The sequence below is a fragment of the Vibrio sp. KUL70 genome, assembly GCF_059725515.1.
Genome location: NZ_AP045834.1, coordinates 167,536 through 181,880, shown reverse-complemented (window position 1 = coordinate 181,880; position 14,345 = coordinate 167,536). Strand labels below are relative to the sequence as shown.

14 protein-coding genes are annotated in these 14,345 nt (G+C 43.0%); 6 read left to right on the top strand and 8 right to left on the bottom strand.

Annotated features, from left to right (window positions below):
• Nucleotides 1-3 precede the first annotated feature (3 nt).
• Both AC6I7V_RS00820 and AC6I7V_RS00815 read left to right on the top strand, forming a co-directional pair.
• Entirely contained in the window at nt 4-912 is a 909-nt protein-coding gene (locus AC6I7V_RS00820) for a glycosyltransferase family 2 protein (RefSeq protein WP_498011136.1), read from the top strand.
• A gap of 61 nt (nt 913-973) precedes the next feature.
• On the top strand, nt 974-1,996 hold the full coding sequence (locus tag AC6I7V_RS00815) for a polysialyltransferase family glycosyltransferase (protein ID WP_498011135.1): 1,023 nt from the start codon (nt 974-976) through the stop codon (nt 1,994-1,996).
• Between the two features lie 12 nt (nt 1,997-2,008).
• Here the strand turns inward: AC6I7V_RS00815 and pseI are convergent, their stop codons facing one another.
• From pseI to AC6I7V_RS00775, 8 genes are all read right to left on the bottom strand, one after another.
• Nucleotides 2,009-3,061, bottom strand: a complete 1,053-nt coding sequence (gene pseI, locus AC6I7V_RS00810; protein WP_498011134.1) for a pseudaminic acid synthase — start codon at nt 3,059-3,061, stop codon at nt 2,009-2,011.
• Between the two features lie 7 nt (nt 3,062-3,068).
• The gene (gene pseG / locus AC6I7V_RS00805; protein WP_498011133.1) at nt 3,069-4,571 is read right to left on the bottom strand and encodes a UDP-2,4-diacetamido-2,4,6-trideoxy-beta-L-altropyranose hydrolase; all 1,503 of its coding nucleotides are present in this window, start codon (nt 4,569-4,571) and stop codon (nt 3,069-3,071) included.
• Between the two features lie 12 nt (nt 4,572-4,583).
• Entirely contained in the window at nt 4,584-5,279 is a 696-nt protein-coding gene (gene pseF, locus AC6I7V_RS00800; RefSeq protein WP_498011132.1) for a pseudaminic acid cytidylyltransferase, read from the bottom strand.
• Nucleotides 5,279-6,454, bottom strand: a complete 1,176-nt coding sequence (gene pseC / locus AC6I7V_RS00795; protein ID WP_498011131.1) for a UDP-4-amino-4,6-dideoxy-N-acetyl-beta-L-altrosamine transaminase — start codon at nt 6,452-6,454, stop codon at nt 5,279-5,281. Before pseC ends, pseF begins: the two co-directional genes overlap by 1 nt.
• A complete protein-coding gene (gene pseB, locus AC6I7V_RS00790) occupies nt 6,451-7,464 on the bottom strand; it encodes a UDP-N-acetylglucosamine 4,6-dehydratase (inverting) (RefSeq protein ID WP_498011130.1) in 1,014 nt (337 codons plus the stop codon). The genes pseC and pseB overlap by 4 nt, the downstream gene beginning before the upstream one ends.
• A gap of 397 nt (nt 7,465-7,861) precedes the next feature.
• Nucleotides 7,862-9,697: a DUF3413 domain-containing protein gene (locus tag AC6I7V_RS00785; protein ID WP_498011129.1), complete on the bottom strand. Its 1,836-nt coding sequence runs from the start codon at nt 9,695-9,697 to the stop codon at nt 7,862-7,864.
• Nucleotides 9,698-9,727: 30 nt separating this feature from the next.
• A complete protein-coding gene (locus AC6I7V_RS00780) occupies nt 9,728-10,444 on the bottom strand; it encodes a 3-deoxy-D-manno-octulosonic acid kinase (RefSeq protein WP_498011128.1) in 717 nt (238 codons plus the stop codon).
• Nucleotides 10,445-10,452: 8 nt separating this feature from the next.
• Complete coding sequence (locus tag AC6I7V_RS00775) at nt 10,453-10,839, bottom strand: diacylglycerol kinase (RefSeq protein ID WP_255231664.1); 387 nt, start codon at nt 10,837-10,839, stop codon at nt 10,453-10,455.
• A 102-nt stretch (nt 10,840-10,941) separates the two neighbouring features.
• Here AC6I7V_RS00775 and AC6I7V_RS00770 point away from each other — a divergent pair, with 102 nt between their 5' ends.
• From AC6I7V_RS00770 to coaD, 4 genes are read left to right on the top strand one after another with little or no spacing between them, the layout of a single operon-like run.
• Nucleotides 10,942-11,985, top strand: coding sequence for a glycosyltransferase family 9 protein (locus tag AC6I7V_RS00770; RefSeq protein WP_498011127.1), 1,044 nt, complete (start codon nt 10,942-10,944; stop codon nt 11,983-11,985).
• Nucleotides 11,986-11,989: 4 nt separating this feature from the next.
• Nucleotides 11,990-12,793, top strand: coding sequence for a glycosyltransferase family 2 protein (locus AC6I7V_RS00765; RefSeq protein ID WP_498011126.1), 804 nt, complete (start codon nt 11,990-11,992; stop codon nt 12,791-12,793).
• A gap of 25 nt (nt 12,794-12,818) precedes the next feature.
• Nucleotides 12,819-13,850: a glycosyltransferase family 4 protein gene (locus tag AC6I7V_RS00760; protein WP_498011125.1), complete on the top strand. Its 1,032-nt coding sequence runs from the start codon at nt 12,819-12,821 to the stop codon at nt 13,848-13,850.
• Between the two features lie 2 nt (nt 13,851-13,852).
• Entirely contained in the window at nt 13,853-14,335 is a 483-nt protein-coding gene (coaD, locus tag AC6I7V_RS00755; protein ID WP_498011124.1) for a pantetheine-phosphate adenylyltransferase, read from the top strand.
• The last annotated feature ends 10 nt before the right edge of the window (nt 14,336-14,345 follow it).

The following is a 14,345-nucleotide window of genomic DNA, read 5'->3' as shown; positions in this document are numbered from 1 at the left end:
TCTATGGGAACTCTATCAGTTTGTATTTGTGCATTCAATGCAGAATTGCATATAAGAAATGTTATTAACCAAATCATAGAACAAGATTGTGATGAATTATTAGAGTTAATAATTATCGATGATGGTTCTACAGATTCAACACATTCTATCTGTAATGAAATAGCAAAAGACTTTAACAAACTTAAGTTGATACATCAAAATAATAAAGGGCTTGGTGGGGCAAGAAATACCGCAATAAAAAATTGCAGTGGTAAATACATATCTTTCGTTGACGCTGACGATGAAATAGTTAGTGATTACATATTATTACTCAGTAAGCACATGAAAAGTAACCACGACATAGTTGTGTTTGATTATTATATAAAGAAAAACAATTCAGTTAAAACAGCCACTTCAAGTATTAGATCTGCACCTGTACCTTCGTGCATGTGGTCGATTGAATACCTTATTAGTAATAATTTCACTTTCGTCGAGCACTCTTATTATGAAGATAATGCTATTTCGTACTTTTTATTCCATAAAACAGACAATATATTAAAGGTCAACAAAGAGTCGTTCTACTATGTATATAATGAAAACTCAATAACCAATAAAAAATCCAGAAAAGTTGTTGATGGTAGAATAAAATCATCTCAAGAGTTTATGCGTAACTGTGAAAAATTCAACATTTTCAATGAAGAGTGTATTGCTAATTTGGTTAATTGGTATGAAACAGCAATAAGTCAAACTTTTTATGGTTTCGGCTCTTATCGTTTGCTTAAGGAAGTTATTTTTGAATTTAATAAAATGCACGATGGAATTGATGGAAAAGTTAACAATAAAACGAAAAAAATACTTTTCCTAGTAAACAATTTAGGTTTTTTGGGTTACTCACTAGTTCTAATAACAAAAATAAGCAAGAAGTTCAAATGATTGAGTGCAACAATCAAAGTTATTAGTATTTATAACAAGATAGCTATAAGCAGGTTGTTCTATGAACATTTTCTTGGTTACATCACCATTTCAATACATCTGTGCGGAAGAAGCGCTACGTACTTACGACACCCAAAATAATATATTGCTCTTAGTTAAACAAAGCTCAGAGCCAGGTATCAGTCAGGAAGCAAGACTACTAGATCGAAAAAAGTGGCAGCATATTATTGAAATCCCTAGGGTATCTAGAAGTAAGCATGTACCGAAAGCAATAAAAGAAATAAAGAAACTCACTAAAGGAAAGCGTATAGATCACTTTTTCCATGCTGAATATATGGCTTGGAGAACCAAGTTGATTCTCCGTAATTTACCTATTAACAAAGAAGTTTACTTTGATGATGGGACATTAACTGTCAATGAATATGAAGAGTCAATCAGAACAAAAGAAATATATTATCGACCAAGACTTATTCAAGATATCGTTGTGAGACTTCGCAATTGCAAACCAATTGGTAAGATTAGTCAAAGTAAAAATCTCGAGCTCTTCACCATATTCGACATCCCTAACCCGGAACATAAAATAACGAAAAATACACTATCGACCCTGAAAGAGAGATATAACTCGGAATCCTTGTATGACTCTAATGCACCTATAGGCTTTATTGGGCAAGGAGCAATTGGTCATAAAAGAAGAAAGACCATAGACTCTTATATAAATGAGCTAAATTACTTTATAACAAAACATAATAAGCCAATCGTATATTTCCCTCATCGAACAGAGTCAGAAGAACTGAAAAGTCGAATTCTTCAAATGAAGAATGTCACTTATCATATTAGCGAATTCCCCTTAGAAATAGAAATTCTTGAAAAGCAAATTAAACTATCAGGCTTAGTCGGCATTTTATCTACAGCTCAATACACCGCATTAATGCTATACCCAGGGATGCCTATATACAACTTACACAATGAAAGTGATAAGTCTTTTCAACTAACTGACCTAGTAAGCAAACGTGAACAGAGAATATTCAGTCTTTTCTCTCAAAGTAACATTGTTAATATTGATGTAAAAAAAAGTGGGGAGTAATCCCCACAATTTTTATCTTTTAATCATATCAAATGTTAGTGCTGTTCCTGCCGCTACTGATTTACTTGCTGTACTACCCAGTACACTGTCATAATACTTCGGTGCTAAACCAAACCCAGGACGAATACTGCGTACATTATCTGCTGTAAATACTTCTCCAACTTTCACATCTTTTACTACATACAAAGAACGACGGAATTTAACATTGCCTTTCTCTGCTTCTGTTCTTTCATAGTTTACTTGGCCTAATGCCTGCCACGCCGTTTTAGTATCTTGGCAAAGTGCCTGTAACTCTGCAGGTTCAAGTGAGAAACTATCATCAGCACCACCACCATTACGATCCATCGTGACATGTTTTTCAATAAGAACAGCGCCCAGAGCAATAGACGTAACAGCAGTAGCGTTGTCAATAGTATGGTCAGATAGACCAGACAGAACATCGAAGCGCTCTGCGATGTCGGCTATTGTTTTCAGATTATACTGTTCAGCAGGGGCCGGATAACCGCTTACACAATGAAGAACGACTAACTCCTGACAACCGTTATCTTTAGCCGTTTTGATAGCTTCTGAAATTTCTTCTTCATTAGCCATCCCTGTTGAGATAATCATTGGTTTGCCTGTTTGAGCGACACGTTTAATTAACGGCAAATCTATTACTTCAAATGACGCAATTTTGTATGCCGGTGCATTCAACTCTTCTAAAAGGTCGACTGCGGTAAAGTCAAAAGGAGAGCTGAAAATGGTGATACCTAGCTCTCGAGCTTTTTCGAAAAGTGGCTTGTGCCAATCCCAAGGCATATGAGCGCCTTTATAAAGCTCGTATAAACTTTGTCCATCCCACAAACCACCGTGGATCTGAAACTCTTCAGAGTCACAGTCCATCGTAATGGTCTCATGTGTGTAGGTTTGAAGCTTGATCGCGTCTGCCCCGGCTTTCTTCGCCTCTTCCATAATTTGAAAGGCACGGTTGATATCACCATTATGATTAGCAGAAAGTTCAGCAATGATATAGGGTGGAAAATCTGGGCCGATCTTACGGCCGTCAATGGTTATAAATGGCTTCATTTTTGCCTCAATCAATTGGTTGTCGAATATAAGTTTCATCATCGATTTGGTGGTAGCCCGCTCTTTGGAACAATCGCTGAGAAGCCGTGTTAGCTTTTAAAACAGTGGCATGCAAAGTCATATCAGAGTGTATCGCATCAACGACGGTCAGTGCTTGAGATGCAATACCTCGCCCATAACTTCCAGGCTCAACAAAGATGGAGACAAGATAATGCCCGGCCTTTATTCTATCCAAACGCACGACGCCAAGTTTGCGATGATCAGCGCGGTTTATCATCATATAGAAATAATCAGAAGCCTGGGCCAACTTGTTTGACATCCAGGTCTGATGTTCCGCCCAGGTTGGTGGTTCAGCGTTTAACGCATATTCTCTCGTGCGTGGATGGCACTGCCACTCATAAACCAGTTCGATATCCTCACACGATGCCAGCTCTAGAGACACATCCACCTTATTTAATCCAAGGAGTTGGTCGATGGCAAATGCCACTCGGCGAACACCGCGACCATCACATAAAGCGAGATTGGCTTGCTTTGTTTTACACCAATTTTCAATCAAAGCAGTATAAGCACTCACTAACTCCGTAGAGATGTCTTCAATCCCCACTTTAATTGCGGCTTTACGTTGAGTGAGCTGCTGACTGATCAGTTTCTGGTTGTCAGCCAGAGGGATAATCAGATTTGGCAACCCCAAACATGCTCTCTCCCAACTAGTTGTACCAGGGGCACCAACCGCAACATCATGCTCCAACATTAAACTTGCCATATCGGAGACGAAGTCTAAATGCGTCACGTGAGGTTGGCTAGCACACCATCGTGTGACCTCTTTGTAATGAGGTGCACGTGGAGAGAGTAGAACGGAAAACTTCGCATGGACTTGTGGGACTAAAGTCTCTAATACTTTAAGCGTCGCATTCGGAGCATCGACGCCTCCCATTGATACCAATACCTTCAGAGGTTCAGAGGATAAACTCCGTGACAGGGCTAATTCGCGTTTGCTCGCGAAAGCTGGCTGAAGCATAGCATATTCACTGCCAGCCAACACAACAGAGGCACTTCCACAATACTCTGTTTCGGTACGCCCCAAGGTTTGGTCAAGAAGAGCATCTACGTTGTGAACACGAGAGAGATCATCAATTGCCAACAATCTACAGCCCAACGCTTTCTTGACTCGGCTCTGCCATTGTTCACCTATTGCGTAGTGATCTGTCACGACTAAATCGACATCACCCACCACTTCAATAAAGTCGTTTGCATCCTGAGTGACTGTTTTTTGAAGCCAAGCGGTATAATCCGCATCGTGCTGGGGAGTGATAGCCTGCTGCGGGTTTGCGAGTGTAATCACATTGAACCCGCGCTCTATGATGTACGATCGCATATCCCCCTTTAAAGGCGTGCATGCGAAAGTAACGTCATACTTGTTTCGCTTCAGTTGGTCCGCAAGAACCAAGCATCGCATGACATGTCCGCTTCCAATTAACAAGGAAGCATCGACTCGAAAAATAACGTTCATAACATTTTCACTTTATTCTTTTTCAAGTTTTAAAGCAGAATAAAGTGCCTCTGCCAACTCCCAATCTTCTTGTGTATCAATATCTTGGACACGACACCTAGGCAGCAACACGGCTTTAGAGTGAGGAGAGAAAATGGAAAGCTTGTTTAAGAATGCGTGTGTCCGTCCCCAGTAAAACTGACCAGCATCATGGTAAGCCTCCTCCAGATCCTGAGATCTCACCTGCTCGTTTTCAGGGGCAAACATTGACACCGAACGGTGTTGGTCGAGCTTAATCGCTCGCTGGATTGGGAATGGAAAAGAGGTCGCACTGAATGCAAATTGCACCCCAACATCCTTAAGTAACTCGCCACCTCTCTGAAGATCTTCAGGCAGAACAAACGGAGCCGTTGCATACAAGCAACAAACCGCTTCTAAATCCCAACCTTCATTCTGGCACCAACTAATAGCATGCGCCATGACATCCATAGTGGTCGCATAGTCATCGGCAATGTCTTTAGGACGAAGAAACGGCACATCCGCTCCATGTGCTTTCGCGACTTCGGCTATTTCTGAATCGTCCGTAGAAACGATCACTTTGTCAAAGCAACCAGATGCTTTCGCAGCTTCTATCGAATAAGCGATCATCGGTTTACCGTGAAATGATTTGATATTTTTTCTCGGAATACGCTTGCTGCCACCACGAGCTGGAATAATCGCTATTTTCATTACGAACCTTTTAAAATATCCGTTAACACATCGACAACCGTATTCTGTTGCGCTTCCGTCATACCATGAAACATTGGCAAGGAAATCGCTTCGCGGTAGTACTGTTCGGACTCTGGGAACTCCCCTTCCGTGAAACCTAAATCTTGATAATACGGCTGGGTATGCACTGGAATATAATGCAAATTCACACCAATACCACGCTCGCGTAACGCATCAAAAACTTGTTGATGGCTGAGTGATATCTCATCCAATTTCAAACGAATCACGAACAAATGCAGCCCCGAATAAGTATCGGGAAGCTGGTAAGGCAGGACAATAGGCACATTATCTAACTGACTATAGTAGCCTTGCGCTAACTCGTGACGAGCAGCGACAAACTCATTCAAGCGCTTCATTTGGCTGACACCCAGTGCAGCTTGCAGCTCTGTCATACGATAATTGAATCCAAGGTCGATCTGTTGGTAATACCAACCCCCATGAGACTCACCACGCATCAACTCTGGGTCTCGCGTGATACCGTGACTACGCAGCAGTGCCATTTTATCCGCCAGTTCTTTACTGTTAGTCAGAGCAGCACCACCTTCTGCAGTGGTGACGATTTTTACCGGGTGGAAACTGAATACCGTGATGTCTGAATATTCGCAATTCCCTATCGGTTGGCCTTGATATCGGCCACCAATCGCATGCGAAGCATCTTCAATCAGTTTAAAGCCGTACTCTTTGGCTAACTTACCCATTGCAGCCATATCACATGGCTGCCCACATAAATGGACTGGCACGACGACTTTTGGCAACTTACCTTCCGCTTTTGCTTTGATAAGCTTCTCTTCGAGTCGTTTAGGGCACATGTTGTATGTATCTGGGTCAATATCAACAAAGTCGACTTTTGCCCCACAGTACAAACCACAGTTTGCTGATGCGACAAACGTCACCGGAGATGTCCATAACCAGTCTCCTTGCCCCAGACCGAGCGCGAGACAAGCAATATGTAATGCCGACGTCGCACTGTTCACTGCCAACGCATAGCTTGCGCCAGTATGTTCAATCAGCGCACTTTCAAATGCCGGAACCTGAGGCCCCTGCGTCAGAAAATCTGACTTCAAAACGTCCAATACACTGTCAACGTCTTGCTGGTTGATATCTTGCTTACCGTAAGGAATCACGTTACACCTCACACCGTAAAGTTTGGATCAACGTGCTCTTTAATCAGTTCACGTAAGCCTTCAACAGTTTCCCACTCCGTGTTCGTACCTGAGTTGTATTTAAAGCCGAACGGGACTTTTTTTGCTTTATGATGATCGAGATACTCATCCTCAGTGTAGGTGAATGAAACTGAAGGTAAGATGGCATAATAGCGACCTAAATCAATCGTATTCAAAGAGTCTGTGTCCGTGATCATTTCTTCGTGCAGTTTCTCACCAGGACGAATACCTACCACTTTCGTTTCGATACCAGGTGCGACAGCTTCTGCAATATCAAGGATTTTGTAAGATGGGATTTTTGGTACGAAAATCTCGCCACCTAAGTGGTTTTCAAGAGCATACATCACCATGTTCACGCCATCTTGCAAAGAAATGTTGAAGCGAGTCATCTCTTCATGAGTGATAGGCAACACGCCTTCTTCTTTTTTCTTCATGAAGAATGGAATCACAGAGCCTCGCGAGCCCATTACGTTGCCGTAACGCACAACGCTAAAGCGAATGTCTTTAGAGCCTTTGATGTTATTTGCTGCCGCGAACAGCTTGTCGGAAGCTAGCTTAGTTGCACCATACAGGTTGATAGGGGCGCAAGCTTTATCTGTAGACAGCGCAACAACATCTTTAACACCACATTGTAATGCGGCATGAATAACATTCTCAGCACCATCAACATTGGTACGGATACACTCTGTTGGATTGTACTCCGCAGTATCAACTTGTTTTATCGCTGCCGCATGAATGATGACATCAACACCTTCACAAGCTTGGATCATTCTTTGCTGATCACGAACATCACCGATAAAGAAACGTAATTGAGGGTAATCTTTGGCTGGATATTGTTGTTTGATCTCAAATTGTTTAAGTTCGTCTCGGGAGAAAATAACAATCCTCTTTACTTCTTTATATTTTTCTAGAATCGTTTTAATGAACTGTTTACCGAATGAGCCCGTACCACCCGTAATCAGTACACTCTTGTTATTTAACATATTTTCTCCATATCTTACTTAATTAGCTCATTTCAACATCGAAGAAACAAGCCTTACATATTTGTATATGTTGCTAAACGCTACGCTCTTAAGTTTAGCAACACCAAAGCAAAGTTAAATGCTCATCAAAAACAGCTTCACCCATGGGTGCATTTCTTTGAAAATATAAATGTCCCCGAAAACTTATTTTTGAGCCAGGTCTATCTCTTTCAGGCCATTCGTTCAAACAAAAACCATATGCAAGCATCTCTGGGTTTAAAAACATAAATGCCTTCAATATTTCCACAAATAAGCCAATGGTTACACATTCACATTTGTCTGTTGTTTCTTTCAAATTGCAAATGAGCACATGTTGACATCAAAGCCGTGACAAATTTACACCCGATATGATACTTCTCTACTTACTAAAACGACTTATCTGCTCTAAAGCACCTTGAAGGTGAGCAAAGTTAGGTTGCTCTCCTTTCACTTGGCGATTTGTTTTGTCCATAAATTGATACTGGCCACCAGCACCGACTTCTAAGATGTTGTCATCCGAAATCACCGCATACCCGCTGTAATTCGATGAGATGATCCAATCTCTCTCAACGTGCTCACCCAGTAGGTCTTCCCCCACTGAGTAATCTTTAATGTCATTGGTTACGCCGAGGTAATGCTTCATGACTGTTGGTACAACATCTTGGTGGCTCGTCAGGCTTTGTGAAGACCACTTGGTGTCTAGTTTATCAATGCCTGGGCCAAATATCGCAAAAGGTACTTTCACTTGAGCATCAGTAAAGTTGCTGTTGTGCCCCCAGAAATTCAACTTGTTGTCGTTCATTTCTTGGCCGTGGTCACCTGTAATAATGACAACCGTGTTCTCAAGGTCACCTGTTTCTTTGAGCTTGTTCAACACTTGTGCTGCCACGGTATCAACGTAGCGCACACTCGTCTTATAGCGATTAAAGAATGGTTGTGGGTCGGTTTCATTATTCAACTTCAAGTAGTTAACCACTTCGAGCATTGGCTCATAACGAGGCTCGAAGCCTTTAGGGAAGTCATAACCATGCGGTGCATCGTAGAACAGGAATGAAAATGCCGGTTTCGACTGGTCACGCTTCTGGTACCAATCTAACCAATCTTTTGTCAGATCAGCATCCAGTTCTGAAGGTCGGTTACCTTTCGAGCCAATACGCAGATTGTCCACATTGGTGAATACTGTTTGGTTAAATTCCGGTTTTCTTAGTTGTGCAGCGGTAAATATACCTAAGTCGTAATCGAGCTCTTGTAGACGGTCGATGAGAACAGGGCTCTGTTGATTCGCTAAAAAGCCATGCCAGTAAGTACCTGGAATACCGTAAAACAGACCAAAAATACCAGTACGAGTCGCATTACCTGTCGCCATATGGTTCTCAAAGATTAAACCATCTTGAGCGTATTCCCACATGACTGGCGTATTGTCAGCATTGAATGTGTCGTATCTCCAAGAGTCAACAACAAGGAACATAATGTTGACCGGCTTTTCAACACTCTCGACTTTCAAAGGAGACAGTGGGTAGTTCAGGTCGCTCTTGCGATTTAGTGTCAGTGACTTTTGGCGAGCAATCGCTTCTTCATCAATCCAGCCATATTTTTTCATCATGCTGTTTGACGTCGCAGGATAGAACAGGGGCAAGTAACGCTTCACCATAGTCACAGGTTGATACGCGTGCGCCGCAGCCCAAATGTGGATGCCATGAGTCGCTAATAACGTCAGGAAAGTAATGAACGCAAACTTACGACCGAGTTTGTACGAGCGTACTGGCGCATCGTTTTCCAACCAGCGGATCAAAGTCCACTGAAGACCAAGTAGCAACGCAATCCCACCAATCACCATCACCCACGTAATCAGTGGGAAGCTGACGATTTGCCCCGAGAGTACCAGTTCAAGGACAACAGCATTAATGTGGAAACGGTACTGTGCAAAAACAATCGTATCGATGAACAGAGTTGCGACACCAATGGAAGCGATGACGGCTTGCAATAGGTTTCTTGGCGTTTTGGGTAGAAACAGACTAGGTAGAGCAACAAGACCGATTAACGCCGCAATCAGCGTCATCTGCCCAAAAACAGACACAATAATAAAAACGACCGCTAATGGCTCTGAAGGAAACTCAGGCAAAAATGAGAAATAACGGCACGCGATCAACATGGCAACGAGTGCATTCACCAGAATAAACCATCCGTGCGCGTGTAGCCTCTGTTTCAAAGACATATTTACTATCCTAACTAATTGTATAAGCGATTATTTCGCAGAGTAATCATTGTATCCAGCAAGCAGAGTCTCGAACTCCTCTTCTTGCCAATGTATTTGACGTTTATTGAGCTCTTTGAAGAAAGAGCGCTTCAGGCGGTCGAGGTTGGATTGCTTCCACGCACTCCCTTTACCGTAACCACACTTATCGAAATCGATAATCCAAACTTGATCATGCTGATCGATGAGAATGTTATGAATATTTAAATCGGTATGATTAACACCCAAACGGTGCATTTTCGCTATTTGTTGTCCAATTTGTCGATAAAGGTCTGCCGATACTGAGCGGGTTGTCAGGATATCAACAAGATCGGTAGCACCAGCGATCTTCTCACTCAACAAATCCGCTCGATAAGTGAACCCCGTTTTGACCGCTCTCGCGGCGATAGGTTTCGGGACATTAACACCGGCTTCAATCAGATCGCTAAGTAGCTGCATTTCCAGATAGCAGCGTGTCTTATCCCAACCACCAAACCAATAGCTATCTTCAATCAACTTGCCAAACAGACCACCGCGACGATAGTGTCGCAACGCTGCAGGTAATTTCCCGGTATCAACAAACCAAGTTGTGCCTCGACCTGTTGCACTGCCAATCACACTTTCTTGACCTTGCCAGTATTCGATATCAAACACTAACTCAGGAGGATGCTCCAACAGTTGCTCGTCGAACCATATGACAGAGTTGCGTGAGTGGATCTTTTTGATCATGAGTTAGATTACCAATAATGATTGATCAGAATAAAAGCCCAAGTAAAACCAGCAAATAGCAGAGCAACCAATACCGCCGCCGAGCCTATGTCTTTGGCTCTGCCACTCAACTCATGGCGTTCAACTCCGACTCGATCGACAACCGCCTCAATAGCAGAGTTCACCAACTCGACAATTAATACCAGCACCACAGAGCCCAACATCAGAACCGTTTCTACAGGGCTAACATCCAACCAAATTAACACCATGACCGCGACAGACAGTAAAACCAGCTCTTGTCGAATAGCAGCTTCATATTTGAATGCGGCTTTTAAGCCCTGAATTGAATATCCTGTCGCTTTGATAATCCGCTTCAGACCAGTATTTCCTGGCTTTCCTTGGTTTTCTATTGTCATAGGTGAGTGTTCTGCTATTTGATTGGTGTAAAATGAGCACTATTTTACATTTATCGGCACTCTCTGCATAATCTTAGGCAATTAAATTTGCGAGCGATTTTTATGCCTCTTTTTACTCAAGCACCTGAATCTGTTTGTTTTTTGCGTTTGTCTGCCATCGGTGACGTTTGCCACGCAGTCGCAGCAGTACAAGCCCTGCAAAAACAATGGCCTACAACCAAGGTCACTTGGATCATTGGTAAAGTTGAAGCCCAACTACTACAAGGGCTAGAAGGTGTAGAGCTTATCGTCTTTGATAAAAAAGCCGGCCTTGCTGGTATGAAAGCGATATGGAAACAACTATCTGACCGCAAGTTCGATGCATTGGTTCATATGCAGCTTGCTTTAAGAGCGAGTTTGCTCACTTTAGGCATCAAGGCCGATTATAAAGTCGGTTTTAATTTCAAACGAGCGAAAGAGGCTCAATGGCTTTTTACCAATAAAAAAATCGAGGATGTTCAATCTCAGCATGTCCTCGACAGCTTCTACTCTTTTGTCGAATATTTAGGTGTGCCTCGCTCTGTACCCGAATGGCAACTTCCTATTGGTGCAGAAGATACTCGGTTTGCTCAAAACGCATTGGGGCAAAAACCAACGGTGGTGATTAGCCCAGCGGCAAGTAAAGATGAGCGGAACTGGTTGCCTGAGCGCTACGCAGAATTTGCGGACTATGCGATATCCCAAGGTTATCAAGTGGCGATTTGCGGCTCTCCAGCGGAGCGGGAAGTGACCCTAGCGAAGGTGATCACGGATAAGATGGCTCACCCCGCCTTAAACTTGGTTGGAAAAACCTCTTTAAAACAACTGACAGCGCTCCTCAAAGAAGCTGCGGTTGTAGTGGCTCCAGACTCAGGCCCAGCGCATATAGCGACAACTCAGGGAACCCCAGTTATCGGCTTATACGGTCACAGTAACCCTCTAAGAACCGGTCCTTACAACGACCTAGCTTCTGTTATAAGTGTTTATGAAAAACACGCTGAACTGCAACATAAAAAGCCTATATCCGAGTTACCTTGGAGTACTCGAGTTAAAGGCGACCATGTTATGGCTGATATTTCCGTAGCATCTGTTGTGCAATCTTTCGAAAAAATTACACAAGGTAAATAACATCATGCCAAGCTCAGCAAAACCAACTTTAGCCGTTGCTTTGATTGTTAAAAATGAAGCAAAAAATCTTGAGGCTTGTTTAAACACGGTGGCCGATTGGGTTGATGAAATTGTCATTCTCGACTCCGGCAGCACCGATGAAACTGAGCAAGTTGCTCGTAAGTACACTGAAAAGTTCCATGTTAATCAGGATTGGCCTGGTTTCGGCCCGCAACGACGTATTGCTCAAGAGTATGTTGAGTCCGATTTTGTGCTTTGGCTAGATGCAGATGAACGTGTTACTGATGAGCTAAAGGTAAGCATTCAACAAGCCGTTGAAAAAAATGAACCGAACACGCTCTACAGCATTTGTCGTCTGAGCTGGGTGTTTGGTCGTTATATACGTCATTGTGGTTGGTATCCAGATCGCGTTGTGCGCTTATACCCTACGCGACTGACTCAGTATGATACTGCGCAGGTTCATGAAAAAGTGTTGGTTGATAAATCGATGGTCGTCAAAGACCTTGCCGGTGACGCGATTCACTTCACTTACAACGACCTTGAACATTACCTCAAAAAATCCAACTCTTATGCTCTGGCTTGGAGTGCAGACAGAGCCAAACAAGGTAAAAAAGGCAGCTTTTCGAGTATTATCACTCACTCTTTAGCCTGTTTTGTAAAAATGTATATTCTTAAAGCAGGCTTCCTAGACGGAAAACAGGGCTTATTGTTATCGATGCTCTCAACACACTACACCATCGTGAAGTATTCAGATCTCTGGATCAGAACATCGACCAAAAAACATGGCATGCGTGATGCCCAAAAATAAGATGCCAAGTAAACGAGAACCTACTATGAATATTTGCCATGTGAATCTTGCTACTGGGTTTAGTGGGGGAGAGCGACAAACGTTAGTGTTGATAAAAGAGCAAATTAAGCTCGGCTACACCCTGACCGTCGTTGCTAATCCTAAAAGCCCTTTTTTTCATGAAGTTGAAAAACTTAACTGTCGTGTATTCGCTGCGAAACATTTTCTACTCGGTCACAGCTCAAAAATCACCAGAGATTGTGCTGTGATGCATGTTCATGAAGGTCGAGCTATCTACTGGGCTTACATCCAAAAGTTGCTTTTCAAAACGCCTTACATCATCACGCGTCGCATTGATAACCCTCTGAAAAATAAACCTCTATCGCTAAGAGCTTATGACTCAGCGTCTGCCATCACTGGCGTCAGCAACAAAGTAGTAGAAGTGGTCAAGCAAAGACACCCTGATGCCCACGCCGTCTTCATACCTGACTCTCCAGCAAGGTACACATCAGACCCGATAGAAGTTCAAAAGATACGTGAGCAGTTTGAAGGCAAGTTTCTCGTCATCAAAGCCGCCAAAATGTATCAACATAAAGGCTTCGACGTCGCGATTGAAGCGGCAGCGCTGCTCAGTAAAGTGAATAAGGATATTGAGTTCGCTCTGCTTGGCGATGGTCCTGAGTTCAACACACTTAAACAACTCGCTGCGGACACACCCAATGTTCATTTCATGGGCAACCAAACAGAGATAGGAAACTGGTTTGAAGCTGCAGACTTACTCATACATACCTCTTATACCGAAGGGATGGGCTCTGTAATTTTGGAAGCGATGGCAGCAGGACTACCCGTCGTGGGTTCAAAAGCAGGGGGCATTCCTGATGTGATTACGCACGATGAATCTGGGTTGTTGTTTGAAATTGCAGATGCCAAGGAACTGAGCACACACATTCAATCTCTCTACAACTCGAAAGAGCTGCGAGACAGACTCATCGACGGAGCAACACAACACCTGAATAAATTTGAGATCGAAACCACGGCTCAAACTTATCAATCACTCTACCAACAGTTTGAGAAATAGTTATGAACAAGAAAGTTCTTTACCCTGGTACGTTTGATCCACTCACTAATGGACACCTTGATCTCATAGAGCGAGCAGCAGAAATGTTCGATGAGGTGATCATTGCCGTCGCCGCCAGCCCAAGTAAGAACACCATGTTCACACTGGAGGAGCGTGTAGAGTTTTGTATCGAAGTCACTAAGCACCTTGATAACGTGACAGCACAAGGGTTCAGTGGGCTTATGGTCGATTTCGCGAAAGAAGTTGAAGCCAATGTCTTAATCAGAGGCCTACGCACAACGGTCGACTTTGAGTACGAGTTTGGACTCACCAACATGTACCGCAGACTCATGCCAGGCTTAGAGAGCGTATTCCTAACGCCTGCAGAAGAGTACGCCTTTATCTCTTCGACTATCGTCAGAGAAGTCGCCATTCATGGTGGTGATGTCACTCAATTCGTTCCTAGTGTGATTGCAAAGGCGCTTCACAGCAAAACTCACATTTAGCAAACAGCCC